This window comes from Micromonospora echinofusca, assembly GCF_017614955.1.
GTDB classification, from domain to species: Bacteria; Actinomycetota; Actinomycetes; order Mycobacteriales; family Micromonosporaceae; genus Micromonospora; species Micromonospora echinofusca_A.
In genome coordinates this window covers 1-18,844 of the sequence record NZ_WVUH01000119.1, presented here as the reverse complement: position 1 = coordinate 18,844, position 18,844 = coordinate 1, and the positions used below count along the sequence as shown (strand labels likewise).

Annotated in this window: 16 protein-coding genes; 3 read left to right on the top strand and 13 right to left on the bottom strand. The window is 71.2% G+C overall.

Features of this window, described 5'->3' with window-relative positions; genetic code table 11:
* Positions 1-160 precede the first annotated feature (160 nt).
* The 13 genes from GSF22_RS15415 to GSF22_RS15355 all read right to left on the bottom strand — a co-directional run bounded on the left by GSF22_RS15415 (position 161) and on the right by GSF22_RS15355 (position 16,622).
* Positions 161-898, bottom strand: a complete 738-nt coding sequence (locus GSF22_RS15415; protein WP_208814272.1) for an ABC transporter permease — start codon at positions 896-898, stop codon at positions 161-163.
* 11 nt (positions 899-909) lie between these two features.
* Positions 910-1,932, bottom strand: coding sequence for an ABC transporter ATP-binding protein (locus GSF22_RS15410; RefSeq protein WP_208814271.1), 1,023 nt, complete (start codon positions 1,930-1,932; stop codon positions 910-912).
* Positions 1,933-2,167: 235 nt separating this feature from the next.
* Positions 2,168-3,169, bottom strand: coding sequence for an LLM class flavin-dependent oxidoreductase (locus tag GSF22_RS15405; RefSeq protein ID WP_208814270.1), 1,002 nt, complete (start codon positions 3,167-3,169; stop codon positions 2,168-2,170).
* A gap of 41 nt (positions 3,170-3,210) precedes the next feature.
* On the bottom strand, positions 3,211-4,554 hold the full coding sequence (locus GSF22_RS15400) for a condensation domain-containing protein (RefSeq protein WP_208814269.1): 1,344 nt from the start codon (positions 4,552-4,554) through the stop codon (positions 3,211-3,213).
* A gap of 50 nt (positions 4,555-4,604) precedes the next feature.
* Entirely contained in the window at positions 4,605-6,836 is a 2,232-nt protein-coding gene (locus GSF22_RS15395; protein ID WP_208814268.1) for an MMPL family transporter, read from the bottom strand.
* Positions 6,837-6,920: 84 nt separating this feature from the next.
* A complete protein-coding gene (locus GSF22_RS15390) occupies positions 6,921-8,261 on the bottom strand; it encodes a hypothetical protein (RefSeq protein ID WP_208814267.1) in 1,341 nt (446 codons plus the stop codon).
* A gap of 1 nt (position 8,262) precedes the next feature.
* Entirely contained in the window at positions 8,263-9,024 is a 762-nt protein-coding gene (locus GSF22_RS15385; RefSeq protein ID WP_208814266.1) for a class II aldolase/adducin family protein, read from the bottom strand.
* A 7-nt stretch (positions 9,025-9,031) separates the two neighbouring features.
* Positions 9,032-9,733, bottom strand: coding sequence for a dihydrodipicolinate reductase C-terminal domain-containing protein (locus GSF22_RS15380; RefSeq protein WP_208814265.1), 702 nt, complete (start codon positions 9,731-9,733; stop codon positions 9,032-9,034).
* A 7-nt stretch (positions 9,734-9,740) separates the two neighbouring features.
* Complete coding sequence (locus GSF22_RS15375) at positions 9,741-9,998, bottom strand: acyl carrier protein (RefSeq protein ID WP_208814264.1); 258 nt, start codon at positions 9,996-9,998, stop codon at positions 9,741-9,743.
* Positions 9,999-10,003: 5 nt separating this feature from the next.
* A complete protein-coding gene (locus GSF22_RS15370; protein WP_208814263.1) occupies positions 10,004-11,503 on the bottom strand; it encodes a class I adenylate-forming enzyme family protein in 1,500 nt (499 codons plus the stop codon).
* A gap of 1 nt (position 11,504) precedes the next feature.
* Entirely contained in the window at positions 11,505-12,401 is an 897-nt protein-coding gene (locus GSF22_RS15365) for an alpha/beta fold hydrolase (RefSeq protein WP_208814262.1), read from the bottom strand.
* Between the two features lie 236 nt (positions 12,402-12,637).
* The gene (locus GSF22_RS15360) at positions 12,638-15,772 is read right to left on the bottom strand and encodes a non-ribosomal peptide synthetase (protein WP_208814261.1); all 3,135 of its coding nucleotides are present in this window, start codon (positions 15,770-15,772) and stop codon (positions 12,638-12,640) included.
* Between the two features lie 46 nt (positions 15,773-15,818).
* Entirely contained in the window at positions 15,819-16,622 is an 804-nt protein-coding gene (locus GSF22_RS15355) for a hypothetical protein (RefSeq protein WP_208814260.1), read from the bottom strand.
* Between the two features lie 531 nt (positions 16,623-17,153).
* Here GSF22_RS15355 and GSF22_RS15350 point away from each other — a divergent pair.
* The 3 genes from GSF22_RS15350 to GSF22_RS15340 all read left to right on the top strand — a co-directional run bounded on the left by GSF22_RS15350 (position 17,154) and on the right by GSF22_RS15340 (position 18,749).
* Positions 17,154-17,582 (top strand): hypothetical protein, encoded by a 429-nt coding sequence (locus GSF22_RS15350; RefSeq protein ID WP_208814259.1) that lies wholly within the window; start codon positions 17,154-17,156, stop codon positions 17,580-17,582.
* Between the two features lie 145 nt (positions 17,583-17,727).
* Positions 17,728-18,246 carry a carboxyl transferase domain-containing protein gene (locus tag GSF22_RS15345; protein WP_208814258.1) on the top strand — a complete coding sequence of 173 codons (519 nt, stop codon included), beginning with the start codon at positions 17,728-17,730 and terminating at the stop codon, positions 18,244-18,246.
* Positions 18,247-18,380: 134 nt separating this feature from the next.
* Positions 18,381-18,749, top strand: coding sequence for a PqqD family peptide modification chaperone (locus tag GSF22_RS15340; RefSeq protein WP_208814257.1), 369 nt, complete (start codon positions 18,381-18,383; stop codon positions 18,747-18,749).
* Positions 18,750-18,844 lie beyond the last annotated feature (95 nt).

The window sequence follows — 18,844 nt, the reverse complement described above, 5'->3', positions numbered from 1 at the left end:
GAGTGGATCACGGGGAGGGCGATGGACGTCCCGGACCGGCCGGGAGCCGCAGTCAGCCGGGGCGCAACGGTGTCAGGCCCGTCCCCGGATGGGACGGGCCTGACCGGTCAGGGGTGGCGCACCGGTGGGGTGCGCCGGATGGGGCGGTGGGTGGTACGGGTCAGCTGACCCGTTCCGCACCGCGCTGGTACCGCCAGACGACCAGCGCACCGGCCGCCACCGACCAGGCGGCCAGCACGATGGCGGCCATGCCGAGTTCGGTGTTGCCGAAGAGCGGCCCCCGACCGATCTCACCGATCCAGTAGGTGGGCAGCGCCTTGGCCATGTTCCGCATCCAGTCGGGGAAGACCGCGATGGGGATGAGCAGGCCACCGAGCAGGGAGGTCAGGGTGAGGATGCCGTTGACCGCGGTGGGCAGGTTCTGCGCCGAGACGAACTGGCCGACGACCAGGCCGATCAGGGCGAACGGCAGGGTGGCCAGCCAGGTGCCGAGCACGATCTGGGCCCAGTCGCCGGCGGAGAACTGGACGTTCTCGACGAACCGGCCGAGCAGGCAGATGACCGCGATCGGGGTGATCGAGATGAACATCGCGATCAGCACCTTGGTGGCCAGGTACTCGAAGGTGCTGAGCGGGGTGAGCCGGAGCTGGCGCTGCCAGCCGGTGGAGCGTTCCACGGCGGTCCCGGCGGTGGAGGCGAGCGCGGCGAAGAAGGCGCCGAGCGCGGCCAGGGTGGGTACCAGGTAGGCCGCGAAGGGCTTGTCGGTGCCCTCGATGGTGCCGGGGAAGATGTTGACGTAGATGAAGAACAGGATGGTCGGCATGCCGACCGTGAAGATCAGGTAGCGCGGGTTGCGCAGGGAACGCTTGCCCTCCAGGGCGAGGTAGCCGAATTTCATGGTTCCTTCTCCTACTGGTCCGGGGTCGACCGGGTCAGGGCCAGGAAGGCCTCCTCCAGGCCCGCCGCCCTGATCTCGATGTCCCGGGCCTCGGGGTGACGGGCGGTGAGGGCCCGGATCGCGGCGTCCGAATCCGAGCAGGCCAGTTCGACCAGGTCGGCGCGGATGTCGACGGAGGCGACCCCGGGCAGCGCGGCGAGCGCCTGCGGGTCGGCGCCGGGCAGGCAGGTCTTGATGATGCGGTTGGAGACCAGGGCCTTGATCTCGGCGACCGAGCCGTCGGCGGAGATCCGGCCGGAGCGCATGAAGACCACCCGGTCGGCGAACTCCTCGGCCTCGGCCAGGTAGTGGGTGGCGAAGAGCACGGTCTTGCCCTTGGTGGTGAACTCCCGCATGGAGTCCCAGAACGCCCGTCGGGCGCTGACGTCCATGGCGGCGGTGGGCTCGTCGAGCACCAGCAGGTCGGGGTTGCTGACCAGGGCGATCGCGAAGCGTACCCGCTGCTTCTGGCCACCGGAGAGCTTGGTGCAGCGACGCTGGGCAAGGTCGGCGACGCCGGCCAGGCGCAGCGCCTCCATGACCGGCAGCGGCCGGTGGTGCAGGGAGGCGATCATGTGCACCGTCTCGAAGACGGTGGAGTCCTCCAGCAGGTGGGCGTCCTGGAGCATGGCACCGATGCGGCCCTTGACGACCGCGCCGCGCGGCGTGTCGCCGTAGACGCGGACCTCGCCGGCGTCCGGGCGGGTCAGCCCGAGCAGCATGTCCACGGTGGTGGACTTGCCCGCGCCGTTCGGCCCGAGCAGCGCGACGACCTGACCGGCGGGGATGGTCAGGTCGATCCCGGCGACCGCCAGGACGTCGCCGTAGCGCTTGGTCAGGCCGGTCAGGGCGAGCGCGGGCGGCCCGGCGTCGGCGGGGGTGTCGACGGTGACCGCCGCCGGGGCGGTCACCTCGACGGGATCGGGTACGGAATTGTCCGGGTCGATTGTTGCCAGTGCACTGTTGCTATTGCCAGCGCGTCCACGGTCAGCCATGGGAACCATCTCGCAGCCTGTCAATCGATTCGCAGCGCGAATGATCGGTGTGACCAGGGCGCTTTACCGAAAGCTGCCACTGATCCGGAACGTCTTTCCGCCCGAGAATAGGGGATTTCGTTACTTCCCCGGACCCCTTGCGGACCATTATCTCCGGTCTCCCGGACCCCTAGCGTGCGGTTTCCCTGCCCCGCCGGCCGACGGCGGTCAGCCGCGCAGCAGGGCGTGACGGCGGTCAGCCGCGCAGCAGCGCCAGGACCCGGTCGACGTGCTGGTAGTCCTCCTCGCTGTACACCGAGCCGAGCATGACGGTGCGGATGCCCAGGTCCAGGTAGCGGGCGAGGTAGCCGGCGACCTCCTCGTAGCTGCCCACGAGCAGCGGGATGGAACCCTTGTCGCTGCGGTACGCGCCGGTCCAGTACACGTCGTCGTAGGTGTCCCCGTCGGTCGCCAGGTTGGCCAGCCGGCGGCTCCACTCCGAGTCGGACTTCTTCCGCATGGCCATCTTCAGCCGGGTGTACCGGTCCTCGACGTACCGTTCCCGGGCGATCTCCCAGGCCGCCTCGCTGCTGTCGCGGGCCAGCAGGCCCACCCGGATGCCGACGGCCGGACCGCCCTGGCGGGGGGCCAGGAACTCGGCGGCGAACTTCTCCACCGGCTCGGGGTGGGTGACGGTGATGTCGCCGACCGCCTCGGCGGCCTTCCGGGCTGCCTCGGAGGCACCCGCGACGAACACCCGGGGCATCAGCTCCGGCGGCAGGGCGGTGTGCGTACGCAGCCCCTGGAACCGGTAGAACCGGCCGTCGTGGTCCAGGGTCTCGTCGGAGGTGAGCAGGGTACGCAGCACGGTCATGTACTCGACCGCCCGGTCGTACCGCTCGTCGTGGGCGACGCTGTCGCCGACCTGGAGGAGTTCGTCGGGGGCCGCACCGGTGATCAGGTTCAGGTCGATCCGGCGGTCGTGCAGGGTGCTCAGGGTGTGGATCAGCTTCGCGGCGGTGAACGGCGGCAGGGCGTACGGCTGGAGGGCCACCAGCGGCACCAGCCGGGTGGTGGCGTGCAGCAGCGTCGTACCGATCAGCCACGGGTCGAGGTTGCGGTGGTTGTAGAAGGCGAGCAGCCCTTCGAAGCCGTACTTCTCGGCCCGCTGGAACGCCTCGGTCAGGTTGGGCAGGGTGTTGCGCTCGTCGGGGTGCGGTTCGAGGGCGGTGCCGTAGACGTCGAATTCGTAGCGCACGTCGGTGTCCTCCTGATGGGAAACGGGAGTGGTGAACGGAGTCAGACGGTCGGGGCGAGCACGGTCGCGGCGGCGTCGGTCAACACACCCACGCCGACCTCGGGGCCGTCGTCGTGGGCCCGCCGCAGGACGGTCTCCATGGCCAGCAGCAACGGTTCGCCGAGTGCCCGGTCGACGTAACCGGTGTCCAGGCGGACCGACAGGGTCAGCGACTCGCCGGGCTGTCCGGCGGCGGTGACCGCGCAGCGTCCGCCCTGGTAGGGCCAGCCGGCCAGCGGCCGTACGGCGAAGTCCCGGCCCGGGTCGGGAGCCACGTCGGGTACCCGGGGCCACGGGCCGCGCGCGTCGTTGAAGGTGAAGGTGGCGCCGAGTACGCCGTCGGCGTCGCGCCCGTCGGCACGCAGCCCGGCGTCCAGGTCGGCCGGGGACCAGTACGCGCTGCGGTAGGTCTTCAGCGACTGCTCCTGGACCCGGCGGGCCAGGGCGGTGAACGGCTGGTCCGGGTCGAGTCCGGTGACCAGGGGACCGAGTTGGGCGAGCACCCCGACGTAGTCGGCCATCCGGGGCAGGTGCCGGTTGGAGGTGACGAGTTGGAGGAAGAGGTCCCGTTCGCCGACGGCCGCGCCGAGGGCCACCGACACCGCGCCGAGCAGCAGTGCCGACGAGTTCAGCTCGGTCTTCTGTGCCAGGTTCTCCAGCCGGACGGCCGCCGGGGCGGAGGTGAGGGCGAGTTGGTACGCGCCGTGGTCGGTGCCGGGGCGGGGTACGGCGAACGGCAGGGCGGCCCGGGCCGCCTCGGCCCGCCAGTGCGCCACGGCGCGTTCACCGCGCCGCCGGGTGACCGGGTCGGCCTCCTTCCACGCCAGTTCGCGGGGTTGCAGCGGCGCCGGGCCGGACTCCACCGCGCCGAGGAGCACCCGGACGGCGGAGGCGTCGACGATCAGGTGGGAGATGGCCGCGACGACCCGGTACGGCCGGCCGTCCCGGGTGACCACGGCGGCGGCGAAGGGCAGCCCGCCGGTCAGCGAGAGCGGGGTGGCCCGCAGCCGGTCGACGACCCGGGCCACGTCGTCGTCGGGGTGGTCCCCGGCGGGGACGATCTCGACCGGGAACTCCCCCTCGGCGAGCAGCCGTTGACGGAGCAGCCCGTCCGGGCCGTCGGTGAGGACGGTGCGCAGCCCTTCGTGCCGGGTGACGGCCGCACCGATGGCGGCGAGCACGTCGGCGAGGTCGGTGCCGTCCGGTACCGGCCAGGACGGTACGGCGTTGCCGTACCAGCCGTCCCCGGCGTAGCGGCGCAGGCCGTCGCGGAAGCCCTGCTGTCCCCAGGTGGCCGGCCCCTCCCAGGCTTCGGTGCCGGCGAACCGGGCTGACTCGTGGTGCATGACGCGGACCTCCGGGTGGCGTCGGACGGGTGAACGGACCGGGCGGGGGATCAGCGGTGGCCGGCGGGTTGCGGGACCGGGGTGACGGTCGGTTCGGGGTCGCTCTCCCGCAGCCCGAAGCGGGCGTGCAGGCGGCGCAGCGGGCCGGGCGCCCACCAGTTGGCCCGGCCGGCGAGCCGCATGAACGCCGGGACCAGGGCCCCCCGGACCACGGTGGCGTCGAGCAGGACGGCCAGGGCCAGCCCCAGGCCGAGCATCTTCATGAAGATGACGTCGGAGCTGAGGAAGGAAAGGAAGACGATGCCGACCAGCAGGGCGGCGGCGGAGACGATCGAACCGGTGCGTTCCAGGCCGTGCGCGACGGCGGCGGTGTTGTCGCCGGTCGCGTCGTACTCCTCCTTGATCCGGGAGAGCAGGAAGACCTCGTAGTCCATGGAGAGACCGAACGCGATGCAGAAGATCATGATCGGCATGGTCACCACGATGTAGCCGGTGACCACGAAGCCACCGAGCGCCGCCACCAGGTGCCCGTCCTGGAAGATCCAGACCATCGAGCCGAAGGTGGCGCTGAGGCTGAGCAGGTTCAGCACGAACGCCTTGAGGGGTACCACGACGCTGCCGGTGAGCAGGAAGAGCAGTCCGAACAGGCTGACCGCGATCACCCCGAGGGCCCAGGGCAGCTTCGCCAGCAGCCCGTCGACCGCGTCCTCCAGTTGGGCCGACGGCCCGCCGACGGCGACGTCGAACGGCGCGGCGGTGGCCCGGACGTCCCGGACCAGTTGCCGGCCGTCGTCGGTGAACGGCTCCACCGAGGGCACCACGGAGAGCCAGGTGGCGTCGGGGGCGGCGAACCGGGCGGCGGTCGGGGCGTGCTCCGTACCGGGCAGCGGGGCGCCGTCGACGTACGAACCGGCCAGCGAGTCGACCCGGGTGACGTGGGGCAGCCGGGACAGCGTGGCGGCGTACCCGGCGACGTCGGCGCGCCGGCCGGCCGGGTCACCGGTCCGGTCGGCCACCACGGTGAGGCTCTGCGCCTCCCGGCTCGGGTAGTCGTCGGCGAGGATGTCGTGCACCCGGTGCGAACCGGCGTCGCGGGGCAGTGCCTGTGCCCCGGCGAAGCCCACCTTGATCCCCAGGAACGGCCAGGCCAGCAGGCCGAGCAGCACGACGACCCCGGTGGCGACCGGTAGCGGCCGGCGCATCACCACGGTGGCGATCCGGTGCCACATGCCCCGTTCGACGGGTCGGGGTGCCCGGCGGCGCAGCGACCACCGGTCGACCCGGGGGCCGAGCAGGTACAGCACCGCCGGGAGCACGGTGATCGCGGCGACCATGGCGAGCAGTACCACCGCGATGCCGGCGTAGGCGAACGAGCGCAGGAAGTACATCGGGAAGAGCAGCATGGCGGCCAGGCAGAGGATCACCGTGACGGCCGAGAAGACCACGGTACGGCCGGCGGTACGCAGCGTCGTCCCGATGGCCTCACGGGGGCTGGCGCCCCGGGCCAGTTCCTCCCGGAACCGGCTGATGATGAAGAGGCTGTAGTCGATGCCGAGACCGAGACCGAGGCCGGTGGTCATGTTCATGGCGAAGACGGAGACGTCGGTGAACCAGGTCAGCACGCGCAGCACGGCGAGCGTGCCGACGATCGACAGCAGACCGAGCAGCAGCGGCAGGGTGGCCGCGACCAGCCCCCGGAAGACCAGCACGAGGACGATCAGGGTGACCGGGATGATGATCAGTTCGGCGCGGACCAGGTCCCGCTGGGTCTGGTCGGTGGTCTCCACCGACACCGGTCCCCGGCCGCCGTAGCTCAGCGGCAACCCGGCGTAGCTGGTGCCGTAGTCGGCCATCAGCTCCCGGGTGGCGTCGATGACCTCACTCTCGTCCCCCCGGAGCTGCACGAAGAGCAGCGCCGAGTCGCCCCGCCCGGCGCGCAGTGACGCCGGTCCGCCCAGCGACCAGTACGACGTGGCCTGGGCGACCCCGGGCCGCGCGGCCAGGTCGGCGGTGAGCCGGGTACCCCGGTCCCGGGTGGCCGGGTCGTCGGCACCGGCCGGGGTCCCGACCACGATCACCACGCTCGGCTCACCGGATCCGAAGCGCTCGGCCAGCAGTTCCTGCGCCCGGGTCGATTCCGCCGAGGGGACGACGAACCCACCGGGGAGCAGGTCCTGCTTGACGCCGGCACCGAGCAGCCCGGCGGCGACGCAGAGGAACAGGGCGAGGCCGAGGACGAGCCGGCTGCGGTCCGTGGCCCAGCGGGTGCAGTGGCCGATCACGGGGGTTCCCTTTCACGCGGTTCGGGGTCCGGGTCGGGGCCGGCGGATGCTCAGGGCGTCCGGCGACAGGACTGCCGGACGCCGCTAGGGGATCGCCGGACCGGAGCGGGCGTTCGCCAGCCAGGTGGCCGCGACGGTGTCGTTCTTCTCGTCCCGGGCGGATTCCGAGGAGTTGCCGAACGCCTGCACCACCAGCGGGATGAACCGGCCGGTGGCCAGTTCCGCGACCCGGCGGTCGTCGTACCCGCCGAAGATGGTGGTGGCGCAGCCGGCCTGGGCGGCCAGGTGGTGCGCCCCGGCGCAGGTCACTCCGGCGGTCAGCAGCATCTGCCGGTAGACCACCGGGTTGCCCTGGGTACCGGCCTCGCCGCGCATGCCGAGGATCATGAACGCGGCGGCCTTCGCCGCGAGCGGCTGGTCCCCGAACATGTCGATCAGCGCGGTCGGCTCCGGGTCCGGGATCATCCGGGTGAGCCAGCGGTCGTTGGCCTGGTCGAACCAGCGGGACTGCCAACGGCCGTCGCGCCGGGCCACCAGCCGCAGCTCCAGCTCCCGCCACACCGGGACCGGGGTGGCCTCGGTGACCCGGTGCAGGAAGGCGTCCAGCACCGCCAGCATCGACGGGTCGAGTTCCGTACCGTCGAAGGCGCGGGCCGACCGGCGCAGCAGGATGTTCTCCACGGCCTGGTCGGCGGTGTGGCCGCCGAGCATGGCCCGGAAGTTGAGCCGGTGCTGCCGGCCGGGGTCGGACGCCCGGTGCACCCGGCGGATGCGTTCCATCGCCGGGGTGAGCATGGGTGCCTGTTCGGTGCCGAAGAGCCGGGTGGTGTCCAGCGACTCCAGCGGGGTGCCGACCTCCAGCTCCGGGATGCTGTCGGCGACGTCGCCCTCGACGACGGCGGCACCGAGCAGCAGCTCGTCGCGGGTCAGCCCCAGCTCCTGGTGGATCAGCTCGTGCGGGATGCTGTCCGGCAGGTGGATGTACGCCCCGGCGGCGACCACCACCGACGCGACGTTGCCGAGCACGTTGCCCGCGTCGAGCAGGCAGTACCGGTAGCCGCGCACGCCGTACCGCTGGATGGTCCGCCAGGCGACCCCGACCAGCAGCAGGGCGTGCTGGCGGGGGGCCAGCCGCAGGGCGGCGGCGGCCTGTTCGGCGGAGCGGCCGAGGTCCACGCAGCCCTGCTGGCGGGCGTCGAAGTACTGGAAGACCCACCGGCCGTCGACCTGGGTGATCCACACCATCTCGATCGGGTACATGGCGCCGGCCGAGGGTGCCCGGCGGGCCAGGCCGCGCGGGGTGAGACTGCACGGCACCTGCCGGCAGAACCGGTTCACCGCCGAGGCCGGGTGCTCCAGCTGCTGGAGTTCCTGCACCCGCCGCATCAGGGTGGTGGTGCCGAAGACGTCGGCCGTGTCGGGCATGTCAGGCCCCCCATTCCACGGATTCGGGGTGCCGGGCCTTCACGGCCCGCACCGCGTGGTCCCAGTAGCTGCGCACCGACAGGTCGCTGTAGATGTACTGCCGCTTGCCGGGGATGTCCTCCGGCTTGGACACGTGGAACGGCCGGCCGGTGGAGAGCGCCATGATGTGCAGCTGGCAGCAGCGCTCCAGGACGTGCGCGCCGACGGCGGCGTGCCGGATGGTCTTGCCCACCGCCACCCCGCCGTGGTTGCGCAGGAAGGCCGCCGGGTTGTCGCCGAGCGCCTCGGCGACCGCCTGCCCCACCTCGTACGTGAGGATGGTGTTGCTGGTCAGGGTGAACCGGGGTACCTGGTCGAAGAAGAGCGCCCCCTCGTGCGACAGCGGCAGCAGCTCGGTGTCGAGCGCGCCGAAGACCAGGGTGTTCGGCGCGTGGCTGTGCACGATCGCGTTCACGTCCGGCCGGGCCGCGTAGATCGCCTGGTGCAGCGGGAGTTCCGGGGGTGCCATCGGGTGCGGGTCGATCCGGTGGTCGACGGCGGCCACCACCACGTCCGAGGGGGTCGCCTCGTTGAAGCCGCAGAGCGCCGACTTGATCAGGAAGGTGTCGCTGCCGGGGATCCGGGCGGACACCTGACCCTGGTTGAAGTCGTCGTGACCGCCGTCGGAGAGCATCCGGGAGGCGAGCGCCACCGAGACGGCGAGCTTGCGCTCCGCCCGGGACATCCCGGTGGCCGCCGGGGCTGCCACGTCCAACAGTGTCATGGGGATTTCACTCCTTTCCGTCGTCCGTAGCCGACGTGGTGAGTAGCCACGTGTAGAAGTCGTCCATGGTGTGCAGGGCGGCCGGTTGCCCGGTGAGCCAGCACGCGGCCCGGACCGCGACCGGGGCGTACGCCGCCCAGTCCCGTACGGCGTGCCGGAGCACGAGTTCCTCGTCGCCGAGGGCGAGCCGGACGTCGTGTTCACAGACCGGCATGCCGGCCCGGATCGATTCGATCCGGACGTCGAGCGTGCCGTCGGTACCGGTGGCGGCCCGGTCGGCCAGGGCGAGCGCGGTGGCGCTGGGCCGGTCCAACTTGTACGTCGGGTGCCGGTCCAGCACGGTCACCGCGCCGAGCCCTTCGGCGTGCAGCCGGCCGAACATCGGCCCGAGGTGGCTGGTCAGTGCGCGCTGGATCCAGTTGCCGAGGCTGAGGTTGTCCGCCCGCAGTACCGGGACCAGTTCCGCCAGGGCGGCCAGCCCGGCCCGGTGCTCCGGGGTCAGCCCGGAACTGGCGCTGAGCAGCGGGACCTTGTGGGTGTGGCAGTAGTCGAACACGTCCGGCAGGGCCGGGGCCAACGAGACGTCGACCAGCACGTCCGGTACCCCGCCGGCCCACCCGGCCCGGGTCCCCCGCAGGGTGACGTCGACGCCCAGGGTGCCGGCGGCGGCCACGATCCGGCTGCCGAGCCGTCCGCCGGCCCCGATCACCCCGAGACTAGGCATACTGGACGTCGCGCTGCTCCGTGATGTACCGGGCCATCTGCTCGAAGCTGCCCAGCACCGACTCCGGCAGGTCGTCCTCCCACTCGATGCCGAACATGTCCTCGACGGTGACGAGGAAGTTCAGCATCCGCAGCGAGTTGAGCCCGAGGTTGCGGATGGAGTCGTCACCGGTCTGCGCCGGGTCGGGCTGCACCTCCCCCTCGGTGATGTCGGTGACGACCTTCATCAGATCCGCGATGATCTCGTTCATTTCCCCTACTCACCAATAGTCGACAGGGCGGAAGAATTGACTTTTCCGGCGGCGTTGCGCGGCAGGCTCCCCGCGATCGTGATGCGCTGCGGGAGCTTGTAGACCGCCAGCCGGCCCCGGCAGTGCGCCACCACCGCGGCCCGGTCCACCGTCGTGCTCTCCACGTACGCGGCCAGCAGCTCGCCGGAGGCGGACTGCTCGCCACGGACCACCACCTCGGTCACCCCGGGCAGTTCCCGGATGACGTTGGCCACCTCGGTGGGGTCGATCTTGCGGCCGGCCACGTTGACCACCTGGCCGAGCCGGCCGACCAGCCAGAGCCGACCCGCCTCGTCCAGCCGGCCCAGGTCCTTGCTGCGCAGGAAACCCTCGTCGGTGAGGCTGTCGGCGAAGAACGGTTCCCGCTCGTCCAGGTAGCGCGCGGCCATCGACGCGGTCCGGACCAGCACCCGGCCCCGGCCGTCGGCCTCGTCGACCTCCGCCACCGGCTCGATGACGATCTCCACCCCGTGCAGTGGTACGCCCACCGAACCCGGTGCGGAACTGTCGTTGAAGGTGACCGGGCCGACCTCGGCCAGGCCGTAGTAGTCGCAGATCCGCAGCCCGGTCAGCGCCTGCCAGGCGTCGGCGGTCTCCGGCGACAGCGGGGCCGCCGAGCTGACCGAGAGCCGCAGCCCCCGGCCGATGTCGCTGCTGCCCCTGACCAGCCCATCGAAGACGAACGGGAACGCGGTCAGCACGGTCGGCTGGACCTTGCGGATCGACCGGGCGATGGACGACGGGATCGGGCGGCCGGCGTGCAGCACCAGCGTGGCGCCGGAGAGGAAGACGCTGAGCAGTGACGTGTTGAAGGCCAGCCCGTTGTTCAGGGTGGCCAGGCAGAGCACGGTGTCCCGGTCGGTCAGCTCGGCGCTGCGCCGCCAGGCGTTGGCGGCGTTGACCGCGGCCTGCTGGGTGAAGCCGAGGCAGCGGGGCATGCCGGTGGTGCCGCTGGTGAACCGGCCGAACCCGATGCCGTCGAGCCGCTCGTTGCGCCGGGTCGGGCCCAGTTCCGCCCACCACAGCTTCGGCCACGGCGAGTCGGTCGCCGGCAGGGTGGTCCGGTCCAGTGCGGAGTCCACGCTGGCCAGGACCGCGCTGGCGCCGGTCGCCTCGGCGATCCGGGCGCACTCCTCGGCGGTCCAGGTCTTGTCCGCGACCAGCGGCACCGACCCGGCGGTGATGGCCGCGTAGAGGGCCACCACGTCGTCCGGGCCGTTGCCGGGGACGAACATGACCGGCGGTCGGGGGGCCCGGTCACGGAACCAGGCGGCGCCCGCCTCGATGGCGGCCAGGAACTCGCGGTACGAGTAGCCGGCCCCGGTGCTGTCCACCACGGCCGGCTTGTCGCCGTACGTCCCGGCGGCGGCCCGCAGGACGTCCAGGATCGCCGCACCGGCGGCCGGCTCGGTGGTGCTCCGGGCGTCGGCCGGTTCGGCGGTACGGGTGTCGTCGAGGGTCGGCACGTCAGCCCCTGGCCCCGGCGAGGACCACGGTGGGCTCGTCGGCCACCGCGTGCCGGGCCTCGATCTCGGTGACGAACTCGGCGATGAGCCGCTCGAACTCCTCGGTCGCCTCGAAGTACGGCAGGTGACCGACCGACGGGACGACCACCGCGCGGGAGTCGGGGATGATCCGGGCCAGCTCGTGGAGGGTGTTGCCGCTGGTGTAGAAGTCCTGCTCGCCGGCCATCAGCAGGGTCGGGCAGGTGATCGAGGTGAGCTTCCGCCCGTCGTCCTTGGTGGTCAGCGAGGCGCGCAGGTTCTTCGCCGCCTGGGCCGGGGAATTCAGGGCCAGGAAACGTTCCCGCAGCGCGAGGTAGGTGGCGCTGCCGCCGGCTTCGATGGTCCGGTCGGAATAGATCAGCGGGTACATGACATCGAAAAGGGAACGGACGCCACCGGCTTCGACGGCGTTGATCCAGGATTTGATGATGTACTTGCGCCGCCGGCCGCCGAACGGGTTGAACATCGGGCCGACGGAGACCATGCCGCGCAGTTTCTCCGGGTGGGTCACCGCGTAGTCGCGGGCGATCAGCGTGGCGACCGAGGTACCGACCAGATAGACCTGACCCAGATCGAGCTTCTCGATGAGTTCACCGAGATCCGAGATGTGGGTCTCGATCCCCAGATCCTCCTTGGCCCGGCTGGACGCACCCTGGTTACGCAGGTCGTACGTCACCACCCGGAACTTCTCGGCCAGCCGGGAGGTGAAGTTCTTCCACAGCGGGCAGATGATGAAGAAGTTGTTGACGAAGACGAGGGTGGGAGCGTCCTGCGGCCCACGGGACTCGTAGTACAGCTTGGCCCCGTCCGACGTCTCGATTGCGCCTCCGGCGTCGTAATCGACCTGGAGACCTTCCACTTCCTGAATTTCCATGAGCCGCGTCGCCCTTTCCGGTTTGTACGCTCCCCACTCTCCTTCGAGGAAAGGCTAGGGAGCCGCACCACGGGGCGGACACCCCACATGTCCGGCGGCCCACCCCTATATCGGGGGGTACCCCGATCACACGACGACGTCGGGGATATTGCCGTTGACCAGCGGGTGGACACGGCAATATCCCCGACGTCGTCGATGCGGCAGGGCTTACGAACGTCCGGCTACTCCTGAGCGGCGGCCCGGACCAGTCCGGCGAGCGCCGTCGGGGTCGGGTTGGCGAAGAGGTTCGCCAACCGCAGGGAGACCCCGGTCTCCTCCTCGACCCGCTGGATCAGCTTGGCGCCGAGCAGCGAGTGCCCGCCGTGGGCGAAGAAGTTCGTGTCGGCCAGGACGTCCGACCGGCCGAGCAGTTCCCGCCAGATCCCGACCAGCCGGCCGACCAGTTCGTCGTCGTACTCGGTCGGCGCGACCTCGACCGACGACTCGGTACGCCGTTCGGCGGCCAGCCGGGTCAACGTGGGGTAGTCGACCTTCTGGCTGACGTTGGTGGGCAGCGCCTCGATCACGAAGAACTCCTGCGGCACGCTGGACTGGGGCAACTGTTCCCGGGCGTGTTCCCAGAGCGAGTCGACGAGCTCCTTCTCCGCCTCGGTACCGGCGGCGGCGGACTCGATCCAGGCGACCAGTACGCCGTCCGCGCTGGGGTCACCGACCAGCACCACCGCCGCCGCCTTCACCTCCGGGTGCGCGGCGAGGGTCACCTCGACCTCACCCAGCTCGATCCGGTTGCCGCGCAGCTTGATCTGGCGGTCGCCCCGGCCGAGGACCTCCAGGGTGCCGTCGGGCAGCCAGCGGGCCAGGTCGCCGGTGCGGTAGTACCGGCCGTAGGTGGGGTGCTCGCCGAACCGTTCGGCGTTCAGGTCGGGGCGCTCGTGGTAGCCGATCGCCACACCCGCCCCGGCGATGCACAGCTCACCGCGTACCCCGACCGGCAGTTCCCGGCCGGTCGGGCTGGCGACGAAGACCTGCGTCTCGCGCAACGGCCGGCCGACCGTGATCCGGTCCAGGGCGTCGGCGGTGATCCGCCCGGAGGTCGACCAGATGCAGGTCTCCGTCGGTCCGTACACGTTGCGCAGGTCCACGCCGGTGTGCACCAGCCGGCGGGCCAGCGCGGCCGGCAGGGCCTCGCCGCCGCAGAGCGCGACGCGCCCGTCGAGCGCCCCGGCCGCGTCGTCGACGGTGAGCCGCCAACTGGTCGGGGTGGCCTGCGCGATCCGTACGTCGTGGCGGTGCAGCAGCTCGGCCAGGACGCGCCCGTCGGTGCGGGCCGCGTCCGGGGCGACCACCAGCCGTCCGCCACCGACCAGCGGCAGGAATAGCTCCAGCATGGAGATGTCGAAGGTGAACGTGGTGCTCCAGAGCACGCCGTCACCGGGCGCCACGGCCAGTTCGTCGACGAAGTGCGCGATCAGGTTGGCCAGGTTCCGGTGCGACAGCAGGGTGCCCTTGGGGCGGCCGGTCGACCCGGAGGTGTAGATGAGGTACGCGCAGTCGCCCGGGTCGGGTTCCCGGTACTCCCCCACCGACCCGTCGCCGCCGGCGGTGACCGGCTGCATCGGCAGGACGGTGCGGTCCGGGTCGGCCGGCAGGGCCACCCCGGGGGCGACGAGCGCGGCCCGGGCACCGGCGTCGGCCAGCGTGTAGGCGGTCCGCTGTGCCGGGTGACCGGGGTCGATCGGCAGGTACGCGGCACCGGCCAGCCAGACGCCGAGTACCGCTGCGGCGAGTTCCGGGCTGCGCGGTGCGGCCACACCGACCACGTCCCCGGTGCCGATGCCGGCGGCGACCAGGGTCCGGTGGGTGGCGGTCGCGGCGGCCCACAGGTCGCGGTAGGCCACCGACCGGTCGCCGTCCTGCACGGCCACCGCGTCGGGGTCGGTCCGGCAGCGGTCCGCGACGGCGGTCAGCACGTTCACCGGTTCCGGCAGGCCGCCGGTCCGGTTGGCCGCCCCGATCACCTCGCGGTCGGTGTCGGCCCAGCCGTCCAGCTCGCGGAGCGGCCGGTGCACGTCCTCGGCGACCTGGAGGAAGAGCGCCTCGTAGCGGCGCAGCAGCAGGTCCACCTCGGTCCGGTCGAACGCCCCGGTGTGGTACGCGGCCCGGATGGTGATGTCGGTGTCCGAGGGGAGGATGAAGAACTCCAGGTCGAACTTGGAGAAGCCGTTCTCGACCGACAGCCCCTTCAGCCCGGCCTGTTCGAACCGGGACGGGTCGACCCCCTTGGCGTAGTTGAACACGTGCTGGAACAGCGTGTTCCGCCAGGACGAGCCGGCGCCGCGCGGCACCTCCAGCAGCAGGTCGTCGACGGGTACGTCGGCCTGCGACAGCGAGGTGAGGAAGGTGCTGCGGGCCTTGCGGACCAGCTTGGCGAAGCTCTCCTCGACCTCCAGCTTCAACCGCAGCGGCACCACGTTGACGTGGTACCCGATCGCCTTCATCTCGGTCGGTGGGCGGCTGTTCACCGGCGAGCCGACGACCATGTCCGGGCCGGCGCCGTGCTGGGCGAGCAACAGGTAGTACGCGGCGAGCAGGATGACCGCCTCGGGCGCGCGCAGCTCCTTCTGGAGCCGCCGGACGATCTCGACGGCGGCGGTCGGCAGCGGCCGGGTGATCGTCTCGCCGATCAGCGTCGGGTCGTCGTCCGGTTCGTTGCCCACCCAGAGCCCGAACTCGGTCTCGTCGAAGTTCTGCAACTGCTTGCGCCAGAACTCCAGGCTGGCGGCGGTCGGCTGGACGTCGTGGGTGATCGGTACCGACCCGAGCACCTCCGGGGGCAGCGGGTTGCCCCGTTTGAAGGCGATGTAGACGGCGGAGAAGTCGCCGAGCAGCACCCCGGAGGAGAGCGCGTCGAAGATCAGGTGGTGCACCGCGAGGCAGAAGACGTCACCCTGCTCGGTGCGGAAGACCCGGGCCCGCAGCAACGGTCGGCCGTTGAGCGCGAAGGCCGTCCCGACGAACGCGGTCACCGCCGGTTTGACGTCCGCCCGGTCCACCTCGACCTCGTCGAGCGCGATCTCCAGGGCGCCGGTGGGCATGATCCGCTTGGTCAGTCCCGCGCCGTCGGACTCGAAGACGGTACGCAGGATCTCGTACCGGTCGAGCAGGAAGTCCAGGGTCCGGCGCAGGGTGGGCAGGTCGAGGCGCCACTCGGTGGAGAAGGCGAAGGAGAGGTTGTTGACACCCGTCCCCGGGACCATCTTCTCCAGCAGCCAGAGGGCTTCTTCCTTGCGGCTGGCCGCGACCCGGTCCGGTGCCGCCGCGACGGCCACCGACGGGTGGCTCTCTCCAGGTGTCATCTGGTGTCTCTCCTCATTTCCCGGCTCGGCTCGGCGGCTGTCCGGTTCAGCTCAGCAACTCGACGATGGTGCGGGCGACCTCGGGGCTGCTCAGCAGCGTGGCGTGCGGGATCTCGAAGCGGATCTCCTTGGCCACCAGGGCGGCCCGCTGTTCCTCGGACACCAGGTTCAGGCCGTTCGTCGGGGTGTTCGAGCTGATCGCGATCGGCTTGCGCTCCTCGTCCACCGGTCCGGCGGCGGCCCGGACCTGGGCACCGGCGACCAGGTACCGGGCGAACGCGTCGAAGGCGACCAGCAGTTCGGCGCCGTGCCGGGGGTCGATGCCGGCCCGCTCGAAACCGATGTGCCCGATCTCCTGGAAGACCTTGCTGATCGCGGCCTGGAGGGCGGTGATGTCGTGCGAGTTCTCCTGGTACAGCCGGTCGGCGGTGCCGAAGGCGCTCTGCCGCTCCGCCTCGGACAGCAGCGGCGCGAACCGCTCCAGGGCCCGCTGGAACTGCATGTGCAGGGTCATCGGGACGGGGATCTCCGGGTCGACCAGGATGACCGTCGGGACCTCCTGCTGCCACTGGCGGATCCCCCGGGCGACGGCGGGTACGAACGCCGCGCCCGCGCAGAAACTGAGGATGCCCCGGATGTGCTTGCCGCTGCGCTTCAGTTCGGCCAGCCAGTCGGCGACGTAGGCGGCGCCGGAGACCTCGCCGGTGAGGTCCATCGACGGCATGGTCTCCCACAGCCCGAACGTGTCGCCGATCAGCGGCGCCAGGTCGACGAAGCCCGCCTCACCCCGGCCGGTGATCGGGAAGTCGATCCCGATGACGATCGAGTCCGACTTCCCGTCCGAATACACAACCCACGAGTTTGCGCCCTGCATGATTCCCTCCCCGGGAAGCAGATTCAACGTCGCACGTCATCCCGGGCCCACACACCACCGGCCGGCCCACTGCGACGCGGGTCGGCGGAAATGACGACGGCAGCAATTAGCCGGCCGACGCTCCAACTGTTTCCGACATACACGTTTTGATGGCCTGGGTGTCTACGATCGGTCACTGTAGTCAGCGCCCCGGGAACCCGTACACCCCTACTCGGGGCACCCGACCCGACGCACCCCTACGGTCGGACCGCACCGGGTACCCCGACGCCTGACAGGTTCCACCGTCCGGGTGGATTTCGCAAGGCCAGAGACATTGAGGGGTTGCCGGACCGCCGACTCATTTCGTACGGTTTCCCCGATAGCGCGCCACCACCGACGGGTGGTATGGATACGGCGTTCACGACACCTCCACCGCCTTTCTCCAGATCGGGGCCGACCATCATGAACGAGACCCATCACACGGCGCACAGAAAATCGAAACGCTATTTCGTCCAGCATTTCGTCGAAATGTGCATCGCGATGTTCGTCGGGATGATCGCGCTCGGTCCGCTCTGGACGGTCACCTTCTCGGCGCTCGGGCTGCCCCGGTTGCACGACAACGCCGAACTGCACGCGTTGGTGATGGCCACCAACATGACCATCGGCATGTCCGCGTGGATGCGTTTCCGGGGTTGCAGCTGGCCGGCGATCGCGGAGATGGCACCCGCCATGTACGTGCCGTTCGTCGCGCTGTTCCCGTTCATGTGGGCGGACGTGATCACCCGGGGGACGATGTTCACCCTCGGGCACGTGCTGATGCTGCCCGCCATGTGGCTGGTGATGCTGCGCCGCAAGGACGAGTACATGCACAGCCACAAGCACCACAAGCAGCAGCGCCGAGTGACGGTGGAGCCGTCGGTCGCCCCGGAACCGGCCGCACGGCAGGAACCGGCGTAGCCACCACGGCGGGCGGGTCGGGGGCGACGTCTCCACGGCTCGCCCCACCTGGGGTCGGATTAAGGGTTTCCGCCCCTCCCGGCCGACCGTAACCTTCCGGATCACCGCCGGTGCCTGGCAACTGGCCCATTCCCTGGAGGATCCCGTGTGCACAGACCGGTGTTCCGCATCCGTCGACCCCGACTCCCGACACCCGGGCGTCCGGTTGGCCCGGCTGCTCGACTTCGGCACGTTGCGCCTGATGCACGAGCCGGACGACAGCGGCGTCATGGCGGTACGCGGACAGGTCGCCGGCCAGCCGGTGGTCGCCTACTGCACCGACGCCCCGGTGACCGAGGGCGCGTTGGGTGACCGGGGCTGCCGGCACATCGTGCACGCCATCGACGTCGCGGTCCGCGACCGGGTACCGGTGATCGGTGTCTGGCGGTCCGCAGCGGCCCGTACCGGTGACCCGGTGGAGTCGACGGACGGCGTCGAGCGGCTCTTCTCCGCCATGATGCGGGCCAGCGGCCTGGTGCCGCACATCGTGGTCGACACCGAGGAGGCGTACCCGCAGACGTGTCTGGGGCCGCTCCTCGCCGAACTGGTGGCGCAGCAACACCAGATCCCCGGCGGCGCCGCCGCTCCGGCCGGCCGTGGGCACCACGGCGCCATCCCCCTGTGACCCCCGGCGGCGGGGACCGGGACGCCGGCTATGACGGACAATCGGGTGAGGTGCGCTCCCGATGGTCGCTCCGGTGTACCCGGCCCCGCCGCCGGGTCAGCAGTGCAGTCGGGCCGAGAACCGGAGGGGAATACGTGCGAGTACTACCGGTACCGGGTCTGACCCCGACGGTCCTGGCCGACGGCCAGTTGGAGCTGCGCTCCGATCTGACCGGCGAGTCCCTGCGCTGCCATCCGGCCTGTACGGCCATCTGGATCGCCCTGCGCCAGCACGACGGCGACTGTGCCGCTGCGGCCGAGACCCTCGCCCGCGCCTGGGAGACCGACATCGAGACGGTGCGGTCCGATCTGGACGCGTGGGTCGACCTGCTCCGGGCCGCCGGTTTCGTGCGCTACTGGGAGACGGCCGAGACCAGGGCCCCGGCGGCCCCGGCCGGGCCACCGGTGGCCCGGCGGAGCGGCCCGGCCCGCCGTCGCCGCCCGTACGTCCCGCCCCGCCCCTGACCGCGATCGGTACGTTCCGCCCCTGACCGCCGTCCGACGCCGTACCCGGATAGCTGGTGGCGACGGCCGGTCCCTGGGTGACGCGGAGTAGGGCC

What these genes read in the sequence shown, in the direction of transcription:
- GSF22_RS15415 (WP_208814272.1), bottom strand. Translation starts at nt 898, where the DNA reads ATGAAATTCGGCTACCTCGCCCTGGAGGGCAAGCGTTCCCTGCGCAAC.
- GSF22_RS15385 (WP_208814266.1), bottom strand. Translation starts at nt 9,024, where the DNA reads ATGACACTGTTGGACGTGGCAGCCCCGGCGGCCACCGGGATGTCCCGG.
- GSF22_RS15390 (WP_208814267.1), bottom strand. Translation starts at nt 8,261, where the DNA reads ATGCCCGACACGGCCGACGTCTTCGGCACCACCACCCTGATGCGGCGG.
- GSF22_RS15400 (WP_208814269.1), bottom strand. Translation starts at nt 4,554, where the DNA reads ATGCACCACGAGTCAGCCCGGTTCGCCGGCACCGAAGCCTGGGAGGGG.
- GSF22_RS15410 (WP_208814271.1), bottom strand. Translation starts at nt 1,932, where the DNA reads ATGGCTGACCGTGGACGCGCTGGCAATAGCAACAGTGCACTGGCAACA.
- GSF22_RS15350 (WP_208814259.1), top strand. Translation starts at nt 17,154, where the DNA reads ATGTGCATCGCGATGTTCGTCGGGATGATCGCGCTCGGTCCGCTCTGG.
- GSF22_RS15360 (WP_208814261.1), bottom strand. Translation starts at nt 15,772, where the DNA reads ATGACACCTGGAGAGAGCCACCCGTCGGTGGCCGTCGCGGCGGCACCG.
- GSF22_RS15375 (WP_208814264.1), bottom strand. Translation starts at nt 9,998, where the DNA reads ATGAACGAGATCATCGCGGATCTGATGAAGGTCGTCACCGACATCACC.